24 protein-coding genes and 1 pseudogene are annotated in these 26,243 nt (G+C 40.0%); 2 read left to right on the top strand and 23 right to left on the bottom strand.

Features of this window, described 5'->3' with window-relative positions; all coding sequences use genetic code 11:
- Positions 1-82: 82 nt before the first annotated feature.
- From MHH60_RS00495 to MHH60_RS00460, 8 genes are all read right to left on the bottom strand, one after another.
- Positions 83-1,411, bottom strand: coding sequence for a hypothetical protein (locus MHH60_RS00495; RefSeq protein WP_076135089.1), 1,329 nt, complete (start codon positions 1,409-1,411; stop codon positions 83-85).
- Complete coding sequence (locus MHH60_RS00490; RefSeq protein ID WP_076135091.1) at positions 1,408-2,496, bottom strand: DUF58 domain-containing protein; 1,089 nt, start codon at positions 2,494-2,496, stop codon at positions 1,408-1,410. The genes MHH60_RS00495 and MHH60_RS00490 overlap by 4 nt, the downstream gene beginning before the upstream one ends.
- A 3-nt stretch (positions 2,497-2,499) precedes the next feature.
- Positions 2,500-3,477: an AAA family ATPase gene (locus MHH60_RS00485; protein WP_076135093.1), complete on the bottom strand. Its 978-nt coding sequence runs from the start codon at positions 3,475-3,477 to the stop codon at positions 2,500-2,502.
- A gap of 132 nt (positions 3,478-3,609) precedes the next feature.
- Entirely contained in the window at positions 3,610-4,698 is a 1,089-nt protein-coding gene (locus MHH60_RS00480; RefSeq protein WP_076135095.1) for a GerAB/ArcD/ProY family transporter, read from the bottom strand.
- Between the two features lie 21 nt (positions 4,699-4,719).
- Positions 4,720-5,871 carry a Ger(x)C family spore germination protein gene (locus tag MHH60_RS00475; protein ID WP_076135097.1) on the bottom strand — a complete coding sequence of 384 codons (1,152 nt, stop codon included), beginning with the start codon at positions 5,869-5,871 and terminating at the stop codon, positions 4,720-4,722.
- Positions 5,868-7,310, bottom strand: coding sequence for a spore germination protein (locus tag MHH60_RS00470; protein ID WP_076135099.1), 1,443 nt, complete (start codon positions 7,308-7,310; stop codon positions 5,868-5,870). The genes MHH60_RS00475 and MHH60_RS00470 overlap by 4 nt, the downstream gene beginning before the upstream one ends.
- 199 nt (positions 7,311-7,509) lie before the next feature.
- A complete protein-coding gene (locus MHH60_RS00465) occupies positions 7,510-8,799 on the bottom strand; it encodes a right-handed parallel beta-helix repeat-containing protein (protein ID WP_256715112.1) in 1,290 nt (429 codons plus the stop codon).
- Between the two features lie 858 nt (positions 8,800-9,657).
- Entirely contained in the window at positions 9,658-10,518 is an 861-nt protein-coding gene (locus MHH60_RS00460) for a DUF421 domain-containing protein (RefSeq protein WP_076135101.1), read from the bottom strand.
- A 207-nt stretch (positions 10,519-10,725) separates the two neighbouring features.
- On the opposite strand from MHH60_RS00460, the gene MHH60_RS00455 reads away from it, so the two are divergent.
- Positions 10,726-10,932, top strand: a complete 207-nt coding sequence (locus MHH60_RS00455; protein WP_036678243.1) for a DUF1657 domain-containing protein — start codon at positions 10,726-10,728, stop codon at positions 10,930-10,932.
- A 37-nt stretch (positions 10,933-10,969) separates the two neighbouring features.
- Here MHH60_RS00455 and MHH60_RS00450 read toward each other — a convergent pair whose 3' ends face one another.
- The 9 genes from MHH60_RS00450 to MHH60_RS00410 all read right to left on the bottom strand — a co-directional run bounded on the left by MHH60_RS00450 (position 10,970) and on the right by MHH60_RS00410 (position 21,300).
- Positions 10,970-12,763 (bottom strand): sensor histidine kinase, encoded by a 1,794-nt coding sequence (locus MHH60_RS00450; RefSeq protein WP_076135103.1) that lies wholly within the window; start codon positions 12,761-12,763, stop codon positions 10,970-10,972.
- A 16-nt stretch (positions 12,764-12,779) separates the two neighbouring features.
- The gene (locus tag MHH60_RS00445) at positions 12,780-14,360 is read right to left on the bottom strand and encodes a response regulator (protein ID WP_076135105.1); all 1,581 of its coding nucleotides are present in this window, start codon (positions 14,358-14,360) and stop codon (positions 12,780-12,782) included.
- A gap of 171 nt (positions 14,361-14,531) precedes the next feature.
- Positions 14,532-16,217: an extracellular solute-binding protein gene (locus tag MHH60_RS00440; protein WP_175617374.1), complete on the bottom strand. Its 1,686-nt coding sequence runs from the start codon at positions 16,215-16,217 to the stop codon at positions 14,532-14,534.
- Between the two features lie 72 nt (positions 16,218-16,289).
- Positions 16,290-17,186 carry a carbohydrate ABC transporter permease gene (locus tag MHH60_RS00435; RefSeq protein WP_036678249.1) on the bottom strand — a complete coding sequence of 299 codons (897 nt, stop codon included), beginning with the start codon at positions 17,184-17,186 and terminating at the stop codon, positions 16,290-16,292.
- Positions 17,187-17,215: 29 nt separating this feature from the next.
- A complete protein-coding gene (locus MHH60_RS00430) occupies positions 17,216-18,184 on the bottom strand; it encodes an ABC transporter permease (RefSeq protein WP_076135108.1) in 969 nt (322 codons plus the stop codon).
- 244 nt (positions 18,185-18,428) lie between these two features.
- A complete protein-coding gene (locus tag MHH60_RS00425; protein ID WP_076135110.1) occupies positions 18,429-19,649 on the bottom strand; it encodes an FAD-dependent oxidoreductase in 1,221 nt (406 codons plus the stop codon).
- A gap of 84 nt (positions 19,650-19,733) precedes the next feature.
- Positions 19,734-20,294, bottom strand: a complete 561-nt coding sequence (locus tag MHH60_RS00420; RefSeq protein WP_232061338.1) for a YeeE/YedE thiosulfate transporter family protein — start codon at positions 20,292-20,294, stop codon at positions 19,734-19,736.
- Positions 20,295-20,316: 22 nt separating this feature from the next.
- The gene (locus MHH60_RS00415; RefSeq protein WP_076135112.1) at positions 20,317-20,544 is read right to left on the bottom strand and encodes a sulfurtransferase TusA family protein; all 228 of its coding nucleotides are present in this window, start codon (positions 20,542-20,544) and stop codon (positions 20,317-20,319) included.
- 66 nt (positions 20,545-20,610) lie between these two features.
- Complete coding sequence (locus MHH60_RS00410; RefSeq protein WP_076135115.1) at positions 20,611-21,300, bottom strand: YeeE/YedE thiosulfate transporter family protein; 690 nt, start codon at positions 21,298-21,300, stop codon at positions 20,611-20,613.
- A gap of 173 nt (positions 21,301-21,473) precedes the next feature.
- Between MHH60_RS00410 and MHH60_RS00405 the strand changes: the two genes are divergently transcribed.
- Positions 21,474-22,358, top strand: a complete 885-nt coding sequence (locus MHH60_RS00405; RefSeq protein ID WP_076135116.1) for a LysR family transcriptional regulator — start codon at positions 21,474-21,476, stop codon at positions 22,356-22,358.
- A 2-nt stretch (positions 22,359-22,360) separates the two neighbouring features.
- Here the strand turns inward: MHH60_RS00405 and MHH60_RS00400 are convergent, their stop codons facing one another.
- From MHH60_RS00400 to MHH60_RS00375, 6 genes and pseudogenes are all read right to left on the bottom strand, one after another.
- On the bottom strand, positions 22,361-22,576 hold the full coding sequence (locus MHH60_RS00400; protein ID WP_076105587.1) for a sulfurtransferase TusA family protein: 216 nt from the start codon (positions 22,574-22,576) through the stop codon (positions 22,361-22,363).
- A 259-nt stretch (positions 22,577-22,835) separates the two neighbouring features.
- Positions 22,836-23,729, bottom strand: a pseudogene (locus tag MHH60_RS00395) (PhzF family phenazine biosynthesis isomerase).
- A 43-nt stretch (positions 23,730-23,772) separates the two neighbouring features.
- Positions 23,773-24,504, bottom strand: coding sequence for a DUF5071 domain-containing protein (locus MHH60_RS00390; protein WP_076135118.1), 732 nt, complete (start codon positions 24,502-24,504; stop codon positions 23,773-23,775).
- Between the two features lie 44 nt (positions 24,505-24,548).
- A complete protein-coding gene (locus MHH60_RS00385) occupies positions 24,549-24,989 on the bottom strand; it encodes a hypothetical protein (RefSeq protein WP_179088899.1) in 441 nt (146 codons plus the stop codon).
- 168 nt (positions 24,990-25,157) lie between these two features.
- Positions 25,158-25,673, bottom strand: coding sequence for a TlpA family protein disulfide reductase (locus MHH60_RS00380; RefSeq protein WP_051491011.1), 516 nt, complete (start codon positions 25,671-25,673; stop codon positions 25,158-25,160).
- A gap of 15 nt (positions 25,674-25,688) precedes the next feature.
- Entirely contained in the window at positions 25,689-26,216 is a 528-nt protein-coding gene (locus MHH60_RS00375) for a ClbS/DfsB family four-helix bundle protein (RefSeq protein ID WP_076135120.1), read from the bottom strand.
- Positions 26,217-26,243: the final 27 nt, after the last annotated feature.

Genomic DNA, 26,243 nt, shown 5'->3' with positions numbered 1-26,243 from the left:
GTTCCAATTGTATCCATGTTGTAACTCTTATAGATCTTTTGTAACCTATTTGTTCCAATTTGCATGTATTCTGAAAATGATTTTATAATTTCAGTTGATTTTTCAAAGCTGCAATATCAGAAGCGGGAGGCCGGTCTTCTCCGTATCTAACTTTTTCATATACTTCAATCAATTGGTCTGCTGCTAAAGAATCTTCATCACCCTTACGTTTATGCTTGCTACGATCTCCCCATAGCAAAACATCCCTTTTTGTTTCCTGCGGCGTAAGATAACTTTTCATTTCATAACCGTTTTCGCGCTTTATATTAAGCCACCGCCGATAAAGCCATCGGACACGTTCCTGCTCGCCATTCATCTGATCCCAGCGATCCTTACGATGTTTTGAAGGAAGATGGGAGCTCCAGAAATCCTTTAACCCTCGAACGGTTTGTTCCCAAGTAAAGACGCTTTTCTCCTCGTCAAGATATGCTGTATTATTCTTAGGGGTATGTTCCCTACGTAACATCGATAACAATGCATCTATGGCTTTCCGCCATTTTTCTCCTGCATTTCTGTACAACCAGCGAAGTGCATAATAGGCTACAAATCCCAATAATACCGCCGCCAAAATATAAAACCCGTATTCTAGTATAATAGCTAGCCAGCCACGCTTTTGCTCGCCAACAGGTGGTAACATCGGAGTTGCTGGCGGCAATTCTGCTGGCGGAGGCTCTGGTTCTTTTGTGCCAGAAAATAACTGATTAATAAAATTGAAAAATGAGCGTAAGAGTCTCCATACCAATGATCCTATAGCTTTACCGACACCTGCCGCTAGTACAGCTGCAATAACTCCAATCACAATGACATATATACGATTATTCCGTTGTATCCCTTTGGGCAGCGTTTCATTCTCTTCAGTAAGTGCGCTGTATCGTATATAGCTGCTATTAGAAATAAGTAACGTCAGTATTAAATACAGACTGCCACACCAGGTCAATAACGGCACACTTGGCTCCAATTCAGGAACTCTATGAAACGCTATAGTAGCTACAAAATAGATTATTATACCTATCCAAAACATTCTGAATCTATTATTTCTAGAGTCTACCGTCATCCCTAAGAATGTACATATAAATCCAGCCACACCTAAGGGAAGGCTTTCGATGGATAAACTCCCTGAAACCGCACCTAATAATGCTCCGAGGATTAAGGCGGCAAGCAATTGCTTCCATCTTACATTGCAAAAATTGCGCAAAAGAATGCCCGCTAAAGCTAGTATAGGCAGCGCAATCAACCATATTTGCTCATCTTGTTGGGGCAACAAATAAATCTGAAATAGAACCCAAACCGGTAGAAATAGCAACAATTCAATAATAGACCACAACCAGAGTTTCACTGTTTCCCTTACATAGCCAGACAACGTAAGCTTCATGCACTCTCTCTCCCTTGTTCCGGAATATCCAGCCATTCCACACCATTGCCTTGCTGCATTAAGAGATCCGTCGCCTTTTGCAATTCTGCTCCCCTATGGCAGCTTATGATTAGAAAGTCTGTGTCACTAATTCCACTCTCAACCTGCAATTCCAATAGTCGACTCATAGGAAGTGTTCTATCCAGCTTCAGCCTTGCCAGCAGCTCTAACATATCTTCGAGCTGAGCCATCGGCTCTGCTTCAATTGGATCTCTTTCGCCAGCATCGTCCAACCTACCATTACAGATTAATCCGGTCTCAATTCCATGCTGCATTGCGTATTCAGCTATAGTCGCTGCATATCTTATTCCTTGCTCGATTCGTTCCACATCAGTCACCGTTCTCCACATGGAATCACTATCCTCTATATTCAGACAGATGATGAGCCGGGAGTCAGCAGTATAATCTTTTTTATGAACCTGCATAACACCAGTACGTGCTGTAGCCTTCCAGTTTACCAATCCCATAGAATCTCCTGAGCTATACTCACGAATGCCAGCAGTCAGAAAAGGGTCTTCAACGATCCATCTTTTCACAGGAAGCTCACCCAGCCAGCTATGAATAGGCAATGGAAGCTCGTCTAGATTCAGCAGAACAGGATAGATCAACAACTCTAATTCGAGTGGATATGTTTTGTTTTTTCGAGTCAAACCAAATGGATCTCCCGTTGTCATAGTCACGGATTCCAAACGATATAAACCACGGCGCTCACATGTCACTTGATGCCGCCTTTTAATATGGCGATAAGATTTTAAATAGAATAAACTAATATGATTCTGAGAGATTTCACCCGTACTAATCCCAAGATTATCCTGACTTCCAAATTCCAGACCTCTCGCAATACTAGACTCCAATCGGAGCCACGGCAAAGGAAGAAGCTTCGCATTAACGATCTCCTCGATCATCTCAATACGTTCTCCTTCATAAGCAGTCTTACGTGAAAAATAGCGAGAATAACTAAGCGCTTTCAGGCCATTCCGTTTATAAATGTCAGCAAGTAGTAACACCAACGCCACTGTAATGAAAATGAACCAAGGCAAAGCCATAGGTCATTCCACCTTTCCGCCTCTTAAGGGCGTCACGGGTTCAGCCGGTACCTCAACTTCACGAAGCACTTGCAATACAATATCCGCGGCTTGTCCCTCTTTTGAGCCTAATCCCCGATGAAGCAGCAGACGATGTGCAAGCACGGAAACAGCCACGGCTTTGATATCATCCGGTGTTACATAGGATCTGCCTTGAATAAGTGCATATCCCTGAGCGGATCTAAGCAACGCGCCACTAGCCCGTGGACTTGCACCCAGTTTTACTGCCGTAGATTTGCGGGTAGCTTCCGTTATCCGTACGATATAACCTAATAAATCATCACTGATACTTACCGATGCGGCTAAACGCTGTGCGGCTTGAATATCTTGTGCCGTTGCTACTGGAAAAGACTTTTCGAGCGGATTATTCTCACGAAAACGCTGCAAAATATGTATCCCTTCATCAAAGGTAGGATAACCCGTAGTAATCCGCATCAAAAATCGATCTAATTGAGCCTCAGGCAGTGGGAAGGTCCCTTGGTTGTCTATCGGATTCTGAGTAGCAATGACAAGAAACGGTGCTTCTAATCCGTGCGTTACCCCATCGATAGTAATTTGCCGCTCCTCCATACACTCCAGTAGGCTGGATTGGGTTCTAGGGGTTGCACGATTAATTTCGTCAGCCAGCAGTATATTAGCAAATACCGGACCTGGTCTGAAATGAAACTCTCCTGTCTTCTGATTGTAATAGTTGATCCCGCTTAAATCGGAAGGCAATAAATCCGGTGTAAATTGTATGCGCTTAAATGAACAATCCAATGATTTGGCAAGAACCTTTGCCAGCAAGGTTTTACCCGTACCAGGTACATCTTCCAGCAAGACATGTCCATTCGCAAGTAATGCGGTCAGCAGCAGCTCTACTCCCTCCTCTTTTCCTACAATGACTTTGGCAAGATTGGCCCTAATAGATTTGATAAGTTCAGCTACTTCTTGAAGATTCATGTGAATACACCATCCAATCTGAGGATAATTATGTAATAAGTGCTTTAATCATAACAGAAAGCGTACCCGATTTATAATTCACAAAAAAAGGCACTGCCCATAATTAGACAGCACCCGTCTTCCATTCGATTTTCATTTCGCCGTCTTATGCCGATATCGAAAGAAAGCTACAATCCCGTAATAAATGGGTATGCTTTCAACGATTAACCAAATGATCACAATGGCAAAGCTTTTGTAGTGTTCGTAATATCTGCCGACGTCGCGTGAATATAAGTACGCTATTGTCACTGAAGCCAGTGTTAAAAGGGGAACGTAAATTTTTTTACTATTAGTATTAAACAAACTTGCTACACATTTTGAAGCTACATAGATAAGGAAAGCGCTGTGAATAAACATCGAAGACGACCATATTCCAATCAAAAGCGGGTCTGTATTCCCTAATAAATTATCTTCTTTCGAACTACGCACCATCTCAAGAAAAGGATATTGGAGTTGCTGGCCTAAATGTGGACCAAAACTCATCATTGTCAATAACCATCCTATTAAGACCGTAATTGAAACATAGAACTGCGCAAATACTAATCTTTTTATCATTTTCGCTTCAATTTTTAAATCAGGTGCAATGAACAAAAGGACAATCCATTCTCCAAACCATGACATGACCACAATAGAATCTTTCAGGGCGATTCCAGGATCATGATAATGAAAGAAAGCAGGTACCATACTAAAGTCCGCATTCGGAAGGAACAAATTAAATAAAATGATCACGGTAATAAAGAAAATAATAAATAATCCATCGGCCATATATGTAATTGTTGCAAATCCTAGACTTGCCGTGTACATGATCACCAGACCAACGACACACTGGATAAATAGAGGTGGAGTTCCTCTTAAATAATTCGAGCCAAAAAATAGTACGAAATTCTCTATATCGAAAGAAACATAATAAACACACCAGCATAGTAGGAGCAGAATCATAAATTTATGTGGCCATTTGCCAATGATCTCTTTTCCAAAGTGAACCCAAGCTTGATTAGGTCGCAGCTTACCAACATAGATTGTAAACCACAATAATATCAATCCTAATAAGGAGCCAACGATTAATGCAATCCAGCCTTGATAAGAGGAAGTAGCAATAATAGCTGGTATCAAAAAAATGGTGGTTTGTGAGCTAAAAAAAATGGTGATAAACCGGAACAGCTGCCACTTTGTTGTACGCATAACTTCTCCTTCCTCAGTTCTTTATTTTGCTGTTCCAAAATCTACAATCCGAAAGTCCGTCTTCACCTTAATATCCGCCTCATGAGCGTAGTAATTATCCCAACGTTCTCTTAATTGCTTCCAAAGTTTCGGATCATTCCATTCCAGTAACATCCCGAGCTGTAGAACATCCGCACCTGCTTGTTGAGATAAACGTATAGCTTCGGTCAGATTAGCAGTTACTTTACCGCTTAGTTTCTCTGTAATGATATTACTGATCTCTTCTAGATTTCTATTCTTAGGATCCCTTAAATAAATCACACTAGCTTTTCCCTTTAATTTCACTGTAAAAACTGGACCCTCATCCGTTATTTTTACTTTTTTTGACGATTTGGTACTAACAAATACAACACTTGCTGCACTTTCTCCACCATCCCAGGTAACAGAATAAACCGACAGCTTAAGCTTGCCTGCGGCCCATGCCAATGCCCTACCCTCTTTAAGCTTTAGTATTCCCTTCATTTTCTCATTCTGAAACAACATAGCGCCTTGAATGCCTGCCCAATATTGTGGTTTGCCTTCTTTTGTAGTTTCTTCTTTTTTACCAAATGAAAGATTATTTATAGCAAATCCAACGCCCGATGCCTCAGCGAATATGCAGTCCTTAATTGTAGTCGAAAACATATATTTTTCTGTTCCAAAGCTCCTCAGTACATCAGAAGGTAATTGTTCATAAATAGGTGTTAATGTATTCATCTCTTTTGCACTGCCGGGACTAGCCATGACATAGGTTCCAAGGGGGAGACTTGGCTCTCTTCTAATCCATAATAGGAGTTCGCCGATCCCTTGTTCTGCATAAGCTTTCCCTAAGACAATTATTTTCAATTGGGAAAGACTAAGTTGACGTGTCAGATCTTTTTGAACTAGTAACATGGCGTCTGCGATCGTATCTGCGGTCTTAGAAACTGTAGAATAACTATTCCCATCACCGCCACCACTTGAGGGCTGGCTTCCCGAGTTAAGACGATTAGGCAAAGGAGAGTTAATCGTAATTTCAACGGTGCCTGCTTCTTTGCCTACATCTATAAATAAGCCGTACACAAAGGTTAATTCGTCCAGTTCCACCTTGGACGACCAACAGCCTGTTAAATTTAGGAGTAGAAGTATAACCACTCCTATCTTTAGAGTTCTCATTTTTGATTCTGTCTCCTTAGATTCCTGTTGCTATAAAGTTTGCTGCGTTTCTTCATATAGTTAGAGGGAAATCGAGATAAAGTGTCCTTCCAATCTTCTAACACCAAAGGGGCAACGGGTTGTAAATACGGTGAGCCTAACGGTCTAAGATTAGCTAAATGCCCGTAAATCAAAAACGCTGTAATATATACCCCGAGCAATCCCATTGTTCCCCCCATAATCAATAAAGGGAAACGAAGTAAGCGAAAAGTCAGACCGAGCTCATAATGGGGAATAATGTAGGTGGCAATTCCGGTAATGGAAACAACAATAACCATTGGAGCGGATACAATTCCCGCTTGTACCGCAGCCTGACCGATGACTATACCCCCAATAATAGAAACGGTCTGGCCCACAGGCTTTGGTATTCGGGTTCCAGCTTCTCTAAGGGCTTCGAAGGTAAGCTCCATAATCAAAGCCTCAGTCAATGCTGAGAAAGGAATGTTCTCTCTGGCAGATGCTATCGTAATTAACAGGTTTGAGGGAATGATCTGAGGATGAAAGGTTGTAATCGCAACATAAAGCGATGGAAGAATCATCGATATGATGGAGAATACAAATCGAACCATTCGAATCCAGCTTGCGGCATAGAAGCTTTGATAATAATCCTCAGAGGATTGTAGCATTGTAAAAAAAGATGTAGGTGCAATCATTGCAGTGGGTGTGCCATCCTGTAATATTCCGATCCGGCCTTCCATTAAAGAAGCTGCCACCGAGTCGGGGCGTTCCGTATATTGAAATACCGGAAATGGAGTCAAGTTCCCCTTCCGCAATTGTTCCGATATATAACTAATGCCCAATATGCCATCAATATCTATTTCATTTAGTTGCTTTTCAATTTCAGCAAGAACTTCTTTTTTATATAGTCCTTCAATATATACAACATACACATCAGTTTTTGTATATTTACCAATCGTATAATGAATAGTCTTTAGATCCGGATGTTTAATTTTGTGTCGGAGCAGGGACAGATTTGTTTCAATATCTTCAATAAATGCTTCTTGTGGTCCAATCACCACAAGTTCATTTTGTGATTCCGTAACCGATCTTTTCTGATATTGCGTGATCTCAAAATAATAAACATAAGGAAGCTCTTCAAAACAAAGCACTGCTTTTCCAGCGACAATCAAATCCACAACCTTGTTTATGTCAAACTCCTTAAGATACGGGATGGGAAAAACAGCTCCTCGATCCAGTCGTTCTAAAAAATCCGGCCATTTGTGCTCTGAATTTGCTTCATTTTTTAGCGGCAATGCAATATCTTTATGAAGACTCAGAGAATTCACGATGAATGGGATATAGATCAAGTCACAGGAATGCCCATGAAGGCGAATGTTTTGAAAAACTGCATCACTAGATCCTTCCAGTTGTTCTTTTATTGTTTCAATAATTCCAGACATCTGCAGACTACCTCCAAAATTGTGACTTGTTAATCTGGTTTAGTTTGCCAACGTGATGGAAGGTTTATACTTAAAACAAACCAAAAAGGCACAAATCCGGTATAGTTCCGGACTCATGCCCATCAAAATATTGAATAAAATGACCTATCTAATCCTACAGAGTCACTTTAATAAGGAGCTCAAACCCCTAGCTTTCAAATCACGGAAAAGTTGCACCAATATTAGTTCCGCTAGGTGTTCCAGATCCGATTAGATCACTACCCCCAGTTAATTTGAGGAAACTGCCCAGACTAAAAGAACCATCTGCACTTCGCACCACTGAAGGCGTAAGACTTACAAAATCAGCGGCACTGGCTATCAAACCCTTGGCATTGGCACTTGCATTACTTTTCCACCACACATTAGTACTTAGAATATCGGTTCCACTTGTTTTGTCACTCGAGCCTCCAGCAAAAGACAAGTTGTTCGTAAATTGGTGAGTACCGGCATCAAAAGCAAAGTTACTCTGTCCGTTACTCCAAGAAGTATTATTTGTTAACTGAATGGAACCCGGATTACTATTGTAATTGAATCCGTGTTTTTTATTTTGAAACGCTATGCTATTCAGCACAATGTGGTTTACTGAAATCTTTTCACCACCTAGTTTGAATCCATTCCCATCACTGTTTGCCGTTGAATTTCCATCTGAGGTCTGTCCGTTCTTATAGGAGATACTATTCTTGATCGTCACCACTCCGATGGGACCTGTTTCTGATTTACTGTAAAGATCCCAGCCGTCATCTGTATTCCATGCAGCTATACATTTATCGAATACGTTACCAGGACCTATGGTCAGCTTAGCAGCAAAACCATCAGCGTCTTCCCCGTTATCCGGATCATAATTATCATGAGAATACACTCCAATGATCTGATTATAGCTCGGCCATTGACTCATGCTGGTCAGTGATGAAGCATAACGGCTGATTTGCAGTCCTGAATCCCGATTATGGTGGGTTTCAACATTCTCAATAATGTTATAGTTCCCGCCAATAAAGATCCCATTGTCTCCTGAGCCTCTTATCTCTAATCCTTTTACCTTCCAGTAGTTACCGTATATCTGCAAACCACGTTGAGCTGGGTCAAATGGCTGGGCGTAAAAATCCAATATAGGCTTCTCAGTCCCATATGCAGTGATGTTCTTTCGTAAGTTAGAGCTTCCGCTATTATCTTGTCCAACAATTATTGTTGAAGAATACGTGTAAACCCCTCCACGCATATAGATGGTTTCCCCGGGGGCTACCTTCGCAATCGCTGAGACCAGAGTGGTTGGACTTCCAATTGTTCCTGCGTTGCTGTCCAGACCATTAGGAGCTACATAAATTGAGCCTGCAACTGGTGTTGCTGTTGGTGTTGCAGTTGGAGTGGCGGTTGGAGTTACTGTCGCAGTGGGGGTTGCGCTTGCTATTGGAGTAGCCGTAGGAGCTACCGTTGGTGCAATTGTTGGAGCTATAGTAGGCGTTGGTGTCGGGGTGCCCGTTGTGATATCGGAGACATTGATATTGTCGAACTTCGCTGCTGTCTTATAAGCTACAAGTCCAATACCTCCTGAAGTTAAAATGTTATCGTGTGCATTCAACTGCAAAACATCATTAATATACATTTTAAGCGAATCTCCACTAAGCTCTAGCCTAACTGTATAGGCAGTCCCAGTAGTTACAGGAAAATCCGTTTTACTAACCAGTGTTGAACTTGAACCATTCACTTTTTTTCGTATTTCAAGCGTCCCGCCATTACTGTTGGACAGAGATGCAGCATAATAGTTATTTCCGTCAACATAGCGCCCGCACACATAAGTTCGATTAGTCCCATTGAAATTATCAATCTTCACATCTGCTTGAACGCTGTAATCTGTCCACGTGTTGCTACCGGAGAACGAACGTCCTTCGTTTGGACTGGATTGGTAATACACATGATTGCCACCTTCTTCAACTACAGACCAAGTTCCTGTTGTACTCGTCCAATTGTCGGCTTTTCCATTCTCAAAATCATTACTGAAGATATTTGCTGCCTGTGCGGTAGGGTTACTCCATACCAAATTACCTAGAACCAGCGAAGTTGTAAGCGTAACCATAATTCCGAATGAAAATCTTCCTTTTAGTTTCACGTGAACATCTTCCTCCTTGTTTTCTGATTTAAATAAAAAGCGAGGGCATTCCTCCAATCTTATGTCATCTATAACTCCAGCCTAATCTCAACTATAAATAATATTTTGAAGTTGTACAGCTACTTTATGCCCATATTATTACATTTATTTAAATTAATATAAAAAACACCCTCGATCTACTCGAGAGTGCCTTTATCTTTACTCTTAGCTTTGAATTAACGGTTTCAATACCTTCAGTGAAGCTTGCAATTGCTCCGAACATTGTTCATACATTTTTTTAGCTTTTTCGTTATCTGTTGATAAACTGAACATTTCTAAATCAGCTTCACACTTTTTCAGTAAAGCATATAATTGAGGCTTATCCTGCGGCTGTGGGACTTTAAAGTTATCTGCATACAAATCGACCGTCAGCTCACCATAAGAATCAACTTGTCCAAGAAAAACATTTTCAACCGTAAAACCCATTTTCTCAAGGGCTCCATCCAGCCAGCTTCGCGTCAGGTTTAGGGTGTCTAATGGTTTGTCCAGCACTTTACCATCCATAATGACAACTTGTGACTCTTTCTCCGGGGCAACCTTTATCCCCAATTGCTTAGGGGTTACCGGTTGATTTTCACTCTTGAGTAAAACATTTATGGCTCCATCAGATTCCATAATCGCAAATTCTACTTCCGATATATTGAAAACGTCTTTTTTGCGTAGTTCCTCCAGCAGCTCATCTGTGGTTAAACGTTCTTTTTTCATGTGATCTTCGAGTATTTTTCCGTCCTTAATTAGTACGGTGGACTTGAAATCAATAAAGTCTCTTGCTTTTTTACTCTTCATTTGAAGATATTCGATCCCTAAGGAACAAGCCACCCATACAATCAGTGCAATGAGCCCTAAATGCCATAACTTATCCGTATCCAAAGAAATGTAAGCGGCTAAGCTGCCGACGGTTATCCCCGTAATATACTCGAAGAACGAGAGCTGCGATACTTGTCTCTTTCCCAGTAATTTTGTTAAAAAGAAAAGTACAACCACAGCAAAGAGCGTTCGAACTACAACCTCTAACCACTCCGGCATTACAATTACCCTCCTTTTGAATCAAAGCTTGTTTACTAACACTCATTATTTGTCAATAAAGTCACATTCAATCCGGAATTTCACTACTTATTTATGGAAAATCATCTATTACTACAAGTATGAATTTTTTTCCTGCATAACGACAGATGCATTTGAGGACAATAGCAATCGTCATGCTAATAATCCAACACAGAGGAGAGAAACTCAATGACAGTAGCCTCACAAGTAAAAACATGTTTATCTTCTTTAAAAGGTGCTCAAGCCAGTCTTGAACAATTTGCATTAGAAACACAAAACGAGAGTGCAAAAACCTTGTTCACAAACGCAGCGGAGCAAACACAACAAATCGTAACTCAAGTAGAGAACCGGGTAACCGAATTAGAGTCCGAAGAGCCTCAATATAAAGGATTCTAATTAAAATTAAAGGGGTCTTAGGCTAGAAATACTAGCTTTAAGACCCCTTTTCATCAGGTACAACATTCGAACGAATGCCACGCTTACCCTTATTAGCAGGGATTAGTATCTGAACAGAAGTGCCAATTCCAACACGGCTAAAAATAGTTACGCCGTACTCAGATCCATATTGCAGTTTAATCCGCTGATCCACATTACGGACCCCATAGCCTGTATTCGTGTGGCCCTTTGGATCAAAAATTTGATCAATACGTTCCTGTCTCATGCCGATTCCATCATCAATGATGCGGAATAGAATATCTTTGCCCTCTTTACGCCCAACAATGCGTAAATGAATGTGATCACCACACCAGGCGTGCTTTAGCACGTTCTCGATAAATGGTTGTAGAATGAGCTTTATGGTCTCATAAGGCCAGATTTCTGTATCAAAATCAAACATAACTTCCAGACGATCACCGTATTTAATTTTCTGAATTTCTAAATAAGCGTTTGCCTGCTCAATTTCAGTCGGGACCGGAATCATGGTACGTCCTTCATTAAGTGTCAGGCGATAAAACTTCGCTAATTCAAGCACCATCTGCTGCAGCTTCTCATTTTGACCAAACTTGGCTAATTGAATAATAGATGACAACGTATTATATAGGAAATGAGGATTGATTTGTGATTGCAGAATTTCAAGCTCTGCTTCCTTCTTCTGGAGCTGCGTCAAATATACCTCTTTAATCAACATATCGATATTTTCGCCCATATCATTTAATGCGGTTGCAATCTGAGAGAATTCATCCTTGCCCCGATAGGAAATACGCTTGTGAAGATCACCCTCCCGATAGGCATTCAGCACGTATACGAACTTATTAATCCGAATTGAAAAATATCGGGATATAAATATGCCGACAAAACTAAAAACCACACAACAGATGAGACACATCAAAATAATAAACAGTCGTACCTTCACTGCATCCTGTTCAAGAATCGTAATTGGAACTAATGCGTTTAATTGCCATGCTTGGTTAGAAACCGTAACGGTTTCACTAATTGTCAGATAATCCTTATTAAGTTCGGCTTCATTGGTATAGTCCTCTGGTAGTTCTCCCGATTGGTACATCGTTCTTCCGAACTCGTTTTTTAAAATTAGAATACTTCCTTTTCCTATCTTTGTATAATTCACACTATTGAACAGATCTGGAATGCCTACATTAATCCGCAGGAAGCCAATCTCCTTAGGCACGAGAGGGTCATATGTATCTATTAATCTACGTAGCAACGAGATACGATTATTTTCTACATCGCGCTCAATCTGCCACCATTTCATAGTCTCTGCATATTTCTCGGTTGGAAAATCATAATACCAGGATTTCCCTTCAATCCGTTTCATATGGTAGAGATGATAGAAGCTGCTATTATCCAGATAGCCCTCTAGTGAATTCGAATAGATCTCAGGAATGGATTCATTCTTTAAAAATAACGACATCCCAATCCTCATACCCGTTGATTGAATAGCTACGTCCAGCTTTGGAAGTACCTTCATAGACATCCGGTCATAATTTTCCCAGCCTTCTTCATAGCTTCGAAGATTCCGATAGAAATCATAATCACTATATAATTGTGTTGATATCCGGGTAACTTCCCCCATTTTATAGTCAATATTATCGCGAATCTGCAACAACGTACCTTTAATATTCGAGCTTGTATGCTCGCGTAATGAATCATTGTACATAGAATGAGAGACAAAACCAATCACAGATACTGGGATAATAATGAAAAAAATATATGTCAGCATTAATTTATACCCTATCGGCACATATTTATGTTTACTTCTTGGTTGTTTCATGCAACATCATCCCCCATCACTTCTCCCGCTTACGATACTCCATAGGTGTCATACCATAGGCTTCTTTGAACTGTCTGCTAAAGTAAGGAAGATAACGGTAACCTACCTGGCTCGCGATTTCATAGATTTTGCACTTCGGATCTTTCAAAAGCTTGCCTGCTTGTTCCATTCGCAGCTGAATGAGTACTTCGCTGAACGTTTTCCCTGTTTCCTCTTTAAATAGATATCCTAAATAGTTGGGTGAGAACGAGAACTGCTGTGCAATATCCTTTAACGTAAAATTCTCGCTCATCTTATCCTTCATCATTTGCATAATTTCTCTAATCAGTTTATTGTTCACTGACTCTGTTTTGCTGCGTAGATACTCGGATATCTCAAACGTTTTGAGGACAAGCCAAGAGCGTATATCACTGATCGTATCGAATTGAAGCAAAATATCTAAACTATGTAACTCCATACCTAAGATTTCAAATAAATCCTCACTAACCTCTTTCAACTGCTGATCCAGCTTCCATATAATATACATGGCTAGATTATGAATCGTGAATTTAGATCTTAAACTACTCACGGATCTGAACAGCTTATCGATCTCGTCATAAATAAGGACTAACTCATATTCTTTCATCGCTTTAAAAAGCGTATCCATACGGGCATCCAACGTACGGGCATCGATCATTCCAGGTTCGCTGCTAACCGTTTCATACATAATAAGTTTGCCTTTGCCGAGAAACATCTTTCCGTCAACGGCTTCCATAGCTTGCCGATAGGAGGTGTGAACCTGGTCCATAGCAAATGTAGGCTTCCCTACACCTACGGTCATAGTGACAGGAAATTTTGTGCGAATCGACTCATAAATTTCTTCAATAAACCTCTCCATCTCCTGTTCGTTAATCAACAACGCGATTCGATAAGAAGATACCTTATAGCAATGTGGCATACCGTGCTTCTGAGCAATAGTATTCACTTCATACAGAAAGTCCTTGGACATTAGATGTTTAGTTAGACTATCCTGTTCTTGAAACCAGTTGAAATAATCCAGCTCCAAAACCGCCACACGTATAGGCCATTCCAGCTTATCCAGACCGTAGGACTTCATAAGCTTTAACATTCCAGCTTGAGTGTCCCCCTCCCATTCCCCTTCAAATAAGCGGATCAACAAATCATTTTTGGCCATAGGAATCATATGCTGATAAGCTTCTTCAACGTCACGCCGTTTACTTTCATCATCTAAATCCTGCTTTACTTTCTGTAGTGCAGCAATAAGTTCCTTGTCATCCATTGGCTTAAGGACATAGCTATATGCTTTTAGCGAAAGTGCCTGTTTCACATAGCTAAAATCCTGGTAACCGCTTACAAAAATGACACGTATATCGTTTTTTCGCTCTATGGCAATCCGAGCCAGCTCTAGACCCGACATATTCGGCATATTCACATCACTAACAATAATATCAATAACATGCTGTTCTAAAATATCGCATGCCGTAAACGCGTTATTCGCTGCCTCCACGACCTGCATACCCAGTTCATTCCAAGGAATGAATTGTCTCATGCCTTCAAGATCAAGCATCTCATCGTCTACTAATAATACGTTGTACATCAACACAATCCCCCTTTGAAATGTTTTTAAACCAACTGCTGAATTCTACTAACCAATCTTTTTCAGTATACCATTCATTCTCTTCCCTAACAGCTTATAAAGCAATGAGCACTGGAAATGGGACGTAAAAACGAAGGCTCGCTAAATAGCAAACCTTCGTATTACAAATTATTATTTACCTAAAGCTTTCTTATTTTCTGTCCATACTTTAGTTACATAATCAAGGAATTTCTCGTAGCCAACCTTGATAGAATCTTCATGTGCTTTATCAAGAATTGCTAATGCTTCTGCATCAGTCTTCGCATACATCGATTTTGCTCTTGCTGTTAACCAGATATCTCTGACACTTTGTCTGATAATCCCTTCTTCACTGTCCGGAGCCGGATCCCAATTCAGGAACTCCGTGAAGTCACCTTGCGAAGCCCAAGTTACTTCCATCTGCCAACGGTTACTAAAGTCAATTTTGTCAGCTGGAAGGGTTTGCAACATCATTTTCTTTGTATTATCCAAGAAAACTGTATTACCTACCCATACCAAGTCACCGGCTTTTCCGTTAATTTCGGACAGAGCTTCTGGCTCATTCAGATATTTATCTTTATTAAATTTAGGAGTAAGTCCATCTGCTTCAAATCCATCCCAATACCCTTCTGGTCCTGGAGGACCCCAGTTAAGAACCATAGAACCTTCTGGTCCTGTCATCCAGTCAAGCATAGCGAATACAGCCTCTGGATTTTTAGCGTTTTTAGTGATTGTAGCAACGTTCCAACCTAACTGATTGTACGTTCCTGGAGTAATCTTACTTTGATCCAAACCAGCTTTGTAAATCGGTTTAATAAACATATACCCAGCTTCCGGATCCGTCTTCTTCATCTCTTCATCAGCAGTGGCGAGCAATTTCATTGGATCAAAAGTCGCAATAACAGCAAACTTACCATTCATCGCTTTCTCTCTAATTTGATCTTCTGTTTGAGTATTCGCATCCTGCGTCATTAGCTTCTCACGCATTAATTTAGCAGCAAATACAACAGACTCACGGAATCCTTCATCCTTGTATATCGAACCCATTTTGTCCCCATCAGGTACGGCGTATATTCTAGTATACGACAGATTACTCTCTTTAAAAGAGGAGAATAACTGGTCAATTCCGTTACCATCTCTCGCTAAACCCGTCTCGAACGGAATAACGTCAGGGAACTTCGCCTTAACAGCATTTAAATAAGCATACAAATCATCTGTCGTTTCAAGCTTAGGAGAACCAAGCTCTTTGTAAATCTTCTTATTAATAGCATAACCGGCATTTCCGTTTGGTTGAGTTGTATAATAATTCGGCAGCTGATAGATCTTCCCATCAGGGGAACGAAGCAATTCCAAATGTCCAGCTGTTAAGTATTTCTTAAAGTTTGGATATTTATCAATATATTCATCCAAAGGAACTAGCATATCCGCTTGGCGAAGACGTTCTACGTCAGCACCCTTCTCGGTCCACACAATATCCGGCAGCTCGTTACCAACGATCATTGTTTGCAGCTTTTGAGCGTTATTACCACCAGAGCTAATTCCTGTGACATTGATCTTCAGATTATCTAAAATCCATTTAGAAGCAGCATCTTTGCCCCATTTCGGCATTTGATACCAGCCGTAATTTCCGTAGAATGAGACTTCAAGCGGTTCTTTTCCTAATTCATACAAATCAGCCGCAGGAGCTTCAGTTGCTGTGTTAACCGCTGTTCCTCCCTCTTTCTCTGGTTCAGCAGTTGCCGCCGGAGCGCTTGAATTGTTGCCACCACAACCCGCCACCAAAGTCGTTAATAGCAAGGTAGACATCATACCGAGAAGCATCTTTCTCTTAGTCTTCAATGTATTTTCCCCTTTCAATTTGTAATCTATGTTCAAAGCAATACGCTCTAAACCCAATCTCATTCTATCATCCTACTCTTTCAATGATCCGACCAAGACCCCTTTAACGAAGAATCTTTGTAGGAATGGATACACACATACAATCGGAATGGTTGCAACCATGATCGTAGCCATCGTTAAAGACTTCGAGGTAATTTTCTTAGCCGAGTTAATATGAGCAATGGAGCTTGCATCTACATTTGACAGCTGTTCTGAAGCAATATTAGAGAACAATATCTGTCTTAAGATGGTCTGAATCGGCATTAACTCCTCTTTCGTAATGTAAATACTCGCTACGAACCACTCATTCCAGTGATTTACTGCTGTGAACAAAGATAATGTTGCTATAACTGGTCCCGACAAAGGAAGTACGATGCGGACAAAAGTCCCCCAATATCCGCAACCGTCAATCTTTGCTGACTCCTCTAAACCTTGTGGAAGACCTTGAAAGAAGGTCCGGAATATGATCATATTCCATACACTGACCAGTGCAGGAATTATAAACACCCAAAATGAGTTGAAGAGACCTAAACTTCTAATAAGCATGTATGACGGAATGAGTCCCCCACCGAAATACATAGTAATGATACACATAATCATGTAGTATTTGCGACCCATCAGTTCACGCTTCGACATTCCATAAGCGAATATCGAAGTGGCCAGTATCGCTGTTACTGTACCGATTACTGTCCGCAATGTAGCAATGACGAATCCACCCATTAGACGAGAATCTTCAAAAACAATCTTATAATTCTCAAGCGTGAACTCACGGACCCAGAAAGTAACTCCACCTTTCGAAGTATCCATCCCCTCATTAAAGGAAATAACAAGTGAGTTCCAAAATGGATAAAAAGCGGAAAATGCCAGTAAGGTCAAGAATACATATATGAATCCTATAAATATTCGATCTCCTATATTAATACGTTTCATAGTTTGGTCCCCCTATATTGAGTAATTCATTACCACAAGCTGTTCCCTGCTCTTCTGGCAATGAAGTTGGCAAAGGTAAGTAATGTCACGCTGATCACGGCCTTGAACAATCCGATAGCAGTCGCATAGGAGTACCTGAAATTGTCTATACCGACACGTACAACATATACATCAACTGAATCTGACACTTCTCGCAGAGCAGGATTGGAAGCTAGGATCAAAATATCTTCGAATCCTGCATTCACCAGATTACCGATTGCCAAAATCATAAAGATGATTACAACTGGCATAATTGAAGGCAACGTAATCAAATATATCTGTTTAAACCGACTTGCACCATCCATCGAAGCCGCTTCGTATAAATGCGGGTCAATACCAGCAATGGCAGCTAAGTAGACGATTGAAGCAAATCCAATTTCTTTCCATACATTGGTTGTAACTAAAATGCCCCAGAAATATTCTGTCATGGAAAGGAAGTTGATCGGTTCATCAATGAAATTCAATTTCTCAAGCAGCATATTTATGCTGCCGTTATCTACGGATAACATCGACGTAACCATCGAGCCGATAACTACCCAAGATAAGAAGTGAGGTAAGTAAGTAACGGTCTGAATAACCCGTTTAAAGAACATTTTACGGACTTCGTTCAGCATTAACGCCAAAATAATCGGTGCAGGAAATCCAAAACAAAACTTCAGTAAGCTGATGATGATTGTATTTTTCATAACCACTTCAAATTCAGGAGCATTAAAGAAGTAAATAAAGTGCTTTAAGCCAACCCAATCACTGCTAATAAAGCTATTTCCTAACTTGTAATCCTGAAATGCAATTAGAATCCCGTACATGGGGATATAGGCAAAAATAAAAACTAGAACAAGTGCTGGTAATACCATAAGCTGTAGATCTATTTGCTTAAAAAAGCGTCTGATCCCGCTAGTTCGTTGCTTGTTGAGATTCGGTCCGGATCTCTTGTCTGGTGCGACGCTTGCGTTCGCCATAGGTGAATCCTCCTTGTGATGATTTTAAAGATATGTACAGATAATTAATGTCCTTTCTCCCTCCGCTATAGTTGCAACATTTATAAAATAATCATAAGGTTTAAGCGCTTTCAAAAATATATGACAAAACAACTATTATTGATACTTTGACACTCTCTTGCATTAGCTCGTCCCACATTCCTTAAGCTTGAATAAAAAAAGACACCTACAGAGATAACATCTGCATGTGTCTTTGACTTTCTCCTTAATTAGCAAGAGTACTCAGTATTTCTTCATTTATCTTTTGAGTAATTACTTTTTGAACCTTCCCATTATCCAGATAAACAATAGAAGGAACTGAATCTATTCCCAGCTTGGCAGCAAGTCCGGGTGACTTATATACATCTACCTTTGTGACCCTGACATCCGAATGGGATTGCTCAAATCCTTCGATTAGAGGCAATAACTCCCGACAGGAAGGATCTGTGGCATTCCATAAATAAACAACAGATGCTTTGCCTTGATTCAGAATTTGATGCTCATACACCTCACATTCAGATATATACTTCTCTGCACCATAGCCTGCAATGGCACCATCGCCAACAGCGGTAGCAACTTGTTTTAGAAACTTATCGCACACATCTCCTGCTGCAAAAACCCCAGGTATATTCGTTTCCATTTTCTCATTAATACGTACATATCCATTACGATTCAACTCTACTACCTCTGATACAATTTCTGTGTTCGGGGTGTATCCAATAAACAAGAAACATGAATCGACCTTTACGTTTTGCAGTTCATTAGCTTTTAAATTTTTCAGGACGACGGAATTTAAACGTTCCTCACCTTCGAAAGAACTCACCACCGTATTCCACATGAATTCCATTTTAGGGTTTTCTAGTGCCTGCGTTTTGGCAATTTCATTACAATCCATTTTCCCATGATCATGCATGACAGATACGATCACTTTATCTGCAAACTTAGTCAGAAACATCCCTTCCTCAATAGCTGCATCACCACTGCCAACGACCATAACTGTTTTCCCCGTATTTGCCGCAGCGTCACAGGTTGCACAGAAGGAAATCCCTTTATCATATAAGAACATATCTTCATTAGCTGCACCTGTAATTCTTGGTTTTCCTCCACTGGCTATGATAATGACTTTACATTCATATCGAACCCGAAAGGTTTCCACTACTTTAATCTCTTCCGCTACCGAGACAGATTTGACATCTGTCATTTTGAAATCAACACCAAATTTTTTGGCTTGTTTATGAAATAATCCCATAAGATCTGTTCCGGTCGTTCCTTCAGGAAAACCAGGATAATTTTCTATTTCATTAGTATAAGTCGCAAGACCGCCTACCAGCGATTTTTCCAAAAGGAGTGTCTTCAATTTGGCACGTCCACAATAGATCCCTGCTGTTAATCCAGCAGCCCCGCCACCGATAATGACGACATCATACTGTTCTGTCTTCTTTTCCATTTCAATTGTCCCTCCTGTGTAAACTATGACTTCAATAAAATAGGCTGACTCTCGTCAGCACTATAAGCTCAGCCTATTTCACTTTTACATAAAGAATTTGGCTAATAATTTACTGCCTATAAATGCACCAACCAGCAGGAACAATCCAAAAATCCAGCCTGAAAGCGATAAAGAAGCTATAGCCGTAAATAATGCACCTATATTACATCCATTAGCCAGTCTAGCTCCGTACCCCATGAGCAACCCACCAAGTACTGCCGCCACTACTTGCTTTTTGGACTTGATTTTCTTCAGCTTGAACTCGGAAGCAAACAATGTCGCCGCTAATGCACCTAAGATAATCCCAACATTTCGAATGGACCCACCATCATTTAAAAATCCGGAAGATAATGTTTTTTGAGCTTTCTCCGTACTAAAGTAAGCCCAGTTATCTACATTTCCTCCTACCAGTCGATACGCCCAAGCTCCCCAGTCCGCGAAGGCGCTGGTTACTCCCCATCCTTTTGAGAAAACAGCCAGATGTGCTGTAGCGAACACAGCGAGAAGTACAGCTCCAGTTACATAAGTAAACGGTTCTTTGAGCAATTGCTTGTAAAAGCGGTTAGACGATATCTTCAACCAGAATTCGTTCACCGTTTCATTCACCGTCCTTTCCTACTCAGCGATCCTATTTTACCTTCTCAATAACAACTTCCCACTCGCCATCATCGACCTCTTCGATTTCCACATGATGTCCCTGTTTTCTCGCCCATTCTGGTACGTTTTTCATTGCGCAGCTATGATCAATAGCAACAACTAGAACGTCTCCAACATTTAGTTCAGTCATCTTCTTTTCTGTTCTCATTAACGGTACCGGACAAGCTTCTCCCATGCAATCAAGTGTAAATTCAGCCATCTTAAAAACCACCTTTTATATTTTTTGGAATTCCCAATAGTGAAAATATTCACGTAATAACTTAAACTAATCTGCGCTTCCCATCTTTTTCTCTTGCCATTTAACTGCAGCGATGTACAACAGAAGAATGATCAGGAACTGAACAACTAGTGCTCCAAGCCAACCAAAGACGTCTGGTAAAAATACTGTTGGTGCATCCTTTATAACGTTAGCTCTCCACCAACCCATATCATGTGATCCCCAAAGTGAACCAATGACAAAAAACACAAGTGACAACATCTGCATCGTGAATCCTTCACCTACACGCATCAATGTACCCGAAGCGCAACCCCCTGCAATAACCATGCCAATTCCGAATAATACTGCGCCAATTATCAAAGCAAAACTGATTTGACCCACATTGTCCATCCCAGGAATCGGTTTACCTTCCAGAAACGCTGGATACTTTATGGCTGTAAATCCGATCGTAGCAAGAGAAAATGCTATCAGTACAGCTCTTGTTACCGATGTGCTGCCTGTAATACATGGATCTCTAAGTGATGCAGTAAAACAGAAACGTGATCGTTGCAAAATAACCCCAAACGAAATACCAAAAAGCAGGTAGACAACCATTTTATCGTGGGAATGGTCTAGGAAAAAACCAAACCCAATAATGAGAACTGTGACCAGCAACGCGATGGGCAACTGACTCTTTTTAGGTTTTCTAGGAGCTCTGGTTCGGGTTGATTTCGTTTCGGGACTTACGGTTTGCCCCATAGTCTAACACCTCCATCGTTTTATGTAATTGACTATGTGAAAATAGTAACATACTTATTTATGCTGTGGTTATCTGCTTTCTTTATGCTGTATAAGTGTTACTAATGGCACAGATGGAGCGTAATCAAGTATGCTATAGTTTGCACTAACAGCGGGCAACAGGAGGAATAAGTATGAATATGGAAACGCTTAAATTATTTTTAGATATTGCTTCGTTAAAAAGTATATCTAAAGCCGCTCAGAAATCTCATATCACCCAATCCGCACTAAGTCAGCAGTTGAAATCCTGGGAGAATACCTTAGGTTCTGAGCTTTTTGTGAGAAGTAATAAAGGGGCCAGCCTAACCGAAGCAGGGATTATAGCGGAGAAGTATGCGGAGCAAATCTGTAAGTTGTATGATGATATGGTCACAGAGATCAATCATTTACAGCCAACACAACATGAGCTGTCTATTTATGCGATTCCAGAAGTCTGTAATTATGCACTGCCATGTACCTTATATGAGGTAAAAAAGCATTTTCCCAATTGCCATATCACTCTAAACGAAGGGGCATCGTCACTAGTAGAAGAACGTTTGCTTCTTGAAGAAGGTGATGTTGGCTTTATTTCCGGGCCTTCCCCGAAATCTGAATTAAGCTCCAATATGGTGTTTTCTGATCAAGTTATGCTAGTGGCAAGCAGTACGACCGTTTGTCCTGATAAAATCACACTGAATGAGCTCCCTAAATATCCGTTAATCTGGTCCTCACAGCTTCATTGTGTGCAAAGAGCTTTGAACAACATATCTGCAGGGGAGCTTAAACTAAATATACTGTTTAATCTGGACTCCCTTGAGGCGGTAAAGCTTGCAGCAATTAGAGGACATGGTGTCGCCTTTCTGCCTTATATGTCCATAAAAAAAGAGTTGTATAGTAAACAACTCAAGATTATTCATATTGATCAGTTCCAGGTAAATAACGATGTATACATGGTAAAAAAACATAATCAGCGTTGTGACAATGATACGAAACAATTAATTCGTTATATAGAAAAGACATTGATTGATACATTATGTTGAACTTATAGCTCAATCGTAATCTCCCATACCCCATTAATGACTTCTTGAATGGTACATTTTAGATTTGAACCACGACAGTAATCCGTGATAGAAACTTTCGCGCAGCTATGATCAGTAACCAACATCACCTTTTCGCCATTTTGAATGGCTTTTTGATGTTTTTTTAACATCATTACTGGTACTGGGCAGATTTCTCCCAGACAATCAATTTCAATCATGAAGTTACCTCCATTCCATAGATCAATAAAATTCTAATAATGACCCAGCATTATTTTCTTCATAAAAGGGATTATAGCAAGGTTGTTTAATTGTTTGATTTCTATCCAATGTGCCCCATCAGAGTCTTGTCCGTCACCATCAGCCTTAAGCTCAAAGTTCACATCTAATAATAAAACATTATATATGATCCCTATATGGTGTAACTCTTCTAACTGGGTATCACTAAGACTCCGTACACTCCAAGCTGAGAATATTTTATCATTTCCCTAAATCTACCTCTCCCACAAACACCGCAGTTCCAGAAATAAAAACATCCATTTCACCGGATTCATTTCGGTATACTTCTACATTTACTTTCCCATCTCTACCGATTTCTTGCCCTTGTTCTACATCAAATTGGATTGAGTCCATGTGCGAATCAATATATCTTAAATAATAAGCCCCCATAACTCCCGATGCTGTACCTGTTACTGGATCTTCAACGGTTCCCGAAAAAGGAGATGAGAAATGTCTGGCATGCATTAAAGCGTGCGGATCAAGCGTGTGGAGCTAAAAGGGGTGTACAGATGCTTTTGGAAGCTGCGTTAAAATCTCCGGAAACAACGAGTTTAACGGTTTCATTCTACTAAAACTATCAATATCCTTAATAGGAACTAATAACGTCCATGCCCCAGTAGAACCATATACCATCGGCATATCCCGATCTAACTCTTCAACTGATAAGCCAATTGCGTGTGCAAGCTTCCCTCTATCACCGTCAAATTCAATAAACTCCGGATGATCTTGCTTCATTTTTATAAATAAATGATCATTGTTGTCCACACTGAATTGAATGGGTAGCACACCCACGTTTGTTTCGATCTTTACCGAGCTAGCCTCTCCAAGGATACCCTTTGTTTTTAAAGCGAATAAAGATGCCATTGTAGCATGTCCACAAAGATTAATCTCATGGCCTGGTGTAAAATACTTAAGCCTTAAATCAGCTACATCTGATGAGACTACAAAAACTGTTTCGTTAAAACCAACCTTATGAGCTATCGATTGCATGTCACTTTCGCTCAAATGAGCCGCATCTAATACTACACCAGCTGGATTTCCTTTGTTCGGATAGGGCGAAAAAGCATCATAATGAAGCACTTTGATGTTGTTCACTGGTAAGTCTCCTTTCAATTTATTTCAATAAAGCTTGATAACTTCATGAAGTGAGAAACTCAGCTGTAAAAATTTCTATTTCTCTTAAAACTTCTTGGCGGTTAGATATCGCATTACATATATAAAACCGGTCTTTATTGTGCTCATGAAATTGTTTAATTACATTAGGCTGCTGATTTAAGAATTCTTTATGAAGAGCTTCGCAATCAATTTCAGGATGAGGATCATGAAGTTCCTTGAGTTCAAATACAAGGACATCTTTTTTGCGCTGGATTATTTCATAGACCACATCTTTTGCGTATATACCGTGAGTTAATAAGATTCTTAATGCCGATAGGTCATTGGCTTTTTCCTGTGAAATCTTAATTAATTCTGCTTGTATCTGTAGGACTTGTACCGTATTCCAATGATTAATTAATACTTCAAAAATCCAGTACACCCATTCTTGATCATCGCTGTGTTGATTTAGTACATCTTTAACATATGGAATCATCGGATCACCTATTTCAAGTAAAAAATCAGCTATTTCCCGCGCACCTGGCCAATTTAAATCTTGTATCCATTCAAGCAAACCCGGCAATATGCTTTTCACACGTGGATATCCTAAACGTATGACTGTTTCAGCCGCTCCATCCCAATAGTCTTTTGATATAGGCTGCAGTAACAAATGAAGATCTTCGTCCTCTATATGTTGTAACTTCTTTATTGCATCTTCCTTTTCCTCTTCGCGTGTGTGCCATGATAACTTTTTGATTAAATTTGATACTTCATCCACTAGATTCACCCTTCGAGTTTGAATAATTTACCACGCCGTTCTAGCTACAACACTGCTTTCTTCCGCTTCATTATCCAAATTATTAATAAGACGATAACCGATGTCCCCAATAAGAAATACATCCAAATCGTTTTTTTAACCAATTCATCATTGGGATAATGGCCTTTATTATAAGCTTTTACAAAGATACCCTCTTGGGTCTTAATAGCAATGTAATCTTTTGGATCGGTATTGATAATTGAATAGTAGGGCGTACCTTTAGGATAAATATTCGAGAAATTCCCCCTGTACGTTCCTTCCTCATCGGAATATTTAGTTACATGCCCTATCTCCTTATCGATTTCTTCCGAGGGGATGAGTTCATCGTCTGATATTTCGTAGATGTCACCTGAATAAACAACAAACGAACCGGCCCAATCCGCGGAGACCGCATGTAATGGCAATACAGCAATTATGGCTAGAATTACAATAATGAATTTCTTCATCTCAACCTCCTAGCTTTGGGATTCGATTGGTCTTTTAAATCTTCGAAGAACTCAGTAACTCTCTCCCTCGATTGTTCGAAATCGTTCAAAAGTATCGTTGTTGTGAGAAGCAAAAATGAAAGAAATGCGAAGATGATTATGGGTTTCTTTGATTTCATATATCTCACACTAATCATAGTTTTTAATGAAAATCTTAAACGAGCTCTCAATTGCGTCAAAATCAGTCGAGCCAATAATTTGATCCATAACCTTGCCATCAGAGTTTATAAAAAACAACGCAGGAAAAGCTTGTTCACCAAATTGTTTATGGAGATCACCTGTTTCATCTAGGAGAACGGGATACTTAATGTTGTAATTCGCCACGTATTGTTCTACATCAGAAAGATCATCTTGATAAAGCAAATTGATTCCGTATATGTTCACTCTATTTTTATATTTCTCATACAATGAGACAATCTTAGGAGCGTCGTCATTACAATATGGACACCATGAGGTGAAAAATACGAATACAGTGGGTTTCTTCGAGAAGTCCACTTGTATTTTGTTTCCATTCGCCAACTCTTTTAGTTCAATGTTCTCAGGACTTTTAATGGGTTTTGCAGAGTTGTTTACCACGACAAATATAATCGAGCTTAATGCAATCAAAAATATAAATGTACTTACAATAATAGATATTTTCTTCAACAATAATCCGTCCTTTTATACTTCCTTAGTTACATTAAGCTTTTTCCATTTTCGAATCTTAGAACGAAAAGTCTTAAACGGTGCTACTGAATTAATATGAATCCATTTGACCATAGGCCATCTTGGATTGTTTCCTGTCCATTTCCGCACGCCTTGCGTAAAAAGTTCTTCATCACTTAAAGAATCAATCCAGTTCTGCCACTGATGTTCTGTCTCTTGAAATAAAGATCTTAACTCGTCTAATGAGTAGGCAGCATATGTATGATAAAACGATTGATATAATCCGCCAAGTTGATTCCATTTATAATCCGGGGAAGGTGTAATAACGGTTAACCCTGCTTTTTCATCCTTATCCCATTTCATAACAAGATTCAACCAGCCCAATTGATAAGCAATGATTTCTGCTGGGGTACGATCAACCCCTTCCATACGATTGTCTCTTTGGGAGTTCTCAATGCCATCAAATTCTTGATCAAGAGACTGATAGGCCATATGAATCGCATCTTTCAATTCTTCTTTTGATAGATAATCGGTTGACATCATACCCCTCCTTTAAATCACTTTATTAAA

It is taken from the genome of Paenibacillus sp. FSL H7-0716, assembly GCF_038002705.1.
Classification (GTDB): Bacteria; Bacillota; Bacilli; order Paenibacillales; family Paenibacillaceae; genus Paenibacillus_AQ; species Paenibacillus_AQ odorifer.
The sequence above is the reverse complement of the archived record's forward strand: the minus strand, read 5'-3'. Positions and strand labels throughout refer to the sequence as shown.

Coding starts and splice junctions, on each gene's coding strand:
- MHH60_RS00470 (WP_076135099.1), bottom strand. CDS start 7,310: ATGTCTGGAATTATTGAAACAATAAAAGAACAACTGGAAGGATCTAGT.
- MHH60_RS00385 (WP_179088899.1), bottom strand. CDS start 24,989: ATGAAGAAATTCATTATTGTAATTCTAGCCATAATTGCTGTATTGCCA.
- MHH60_RS00405 (WP_076135116.1), top strand. CDS start 21,474: ATGAATATGGAAACGCTTAAATTATTTTTAGATATTGCTTCGTTAAAA.
- MHH60_RS00485 (WP_076135093.1), bottom strand. CDS start 3,477: ATGAATCTTCAAGAAGTAGCTGAACTTATCAAATCTATTAGGGCCAAT.
- MHH60_RS00460 (WP_076135101.1), bottom strand. CDS start 10,518: ATGCCGGAGTGGTTAGAGGTTGTAGTTCGAACGCTCTTTGCTGTGGTT.
- MHH60_RS00450 (WP_076135103.1), bottom strand. CDS start 12,763: ATGAAACAACCAAGAAGTAAACATAAATATGTGCCGATAGGGTATAAA.
- MHH60_RS00400 (WP_076105587.1), bottom strand. CDS start 22,576: ATGATTGAAATTGATTGTCTGGGAGAAATCTGCCCAGTACCAGTAATG.
- MHH60_RS00455 (WP_036678243.1), top strand. CDS start 10,726: ATGACAGTAGCCTCACAAGTAAAAACATGTTTATCTTCTTTAAAAGGT.
- MHH60_RS00490 (WP_076135091.1), bottom strand. CDS start 2,496: ATGGCTTTGCCTTGGTTCATTTTCATTACAGTGGCGTTGGTGTTACTA.
- MHH60_RS00415 (WP_076135112.1), bottom strand. CDS start 20,544: ATGGCTGAATTTACACTTGATTGCATGGGAGAAGCTTGTCCGGTACCG.
- MHH60_RS00375 (WP_076135120.1), bottom strand. CDS start 26,216: ATGATGTCAACCGATTATCTATCAAAAGAAGAATTGAAAGATGCGATT.
- MHH60_RS00480 (WP_076135095.1), bottom strand. CDS start 4,698: ATGCGTACAACAAAGTGGCAGCTGTTCCGGTTTATCACCATTTTTTTT.
- MHH60_RS00430 (WP_076135108.1), bottom strand. CDS start 18,184: ATGGCGAACGCAAGCGTCGCACCAGACAAGAGATCCGGACCGAATCTC.
- MHH60_RS00495 (WP_076135089.1), bottom strand. CDS start 1,411: ATGAAGCTTACGTTGTCTGGCTATGTAAGGGAAACAGTGAAACTCTGG.
- MHH60_RS00475 (WP_076135097.1), bottom strand. CDS start 5,871: ATGAGAACTCTAAAGATAGGAGTGGTTATACTTCTACTCCTAAATTTA.
- MHH60_RS00410 (WP_076135115.1), bottom strand. CDS start 21,300: ATGGGGCAAACCGTAAGTCCCGAAACGAAATCAACCCGAACCAGAGCT.
- MHH60_RS00435 (WP_036678249.1), bottom strand. CDS start 17,186: ATGAAACGTATTAATATAGGAGATCGAATATTTATAGGATTCATATAT.
- MHH60_RS00445 (WP_076135105.1), bottom strand. CDS start 14,360: ATGTACAACGTATTATTAGTAGACGATGAGATGCTTGATCTTGAAGGC.
- MHH60_RS00425 (WP_076135110.1), bottom strand. CDS start 19,649: ATGGAAAAGAAGACAGAACAGTATGATGTCGTCATTATCGGTGGCGGG.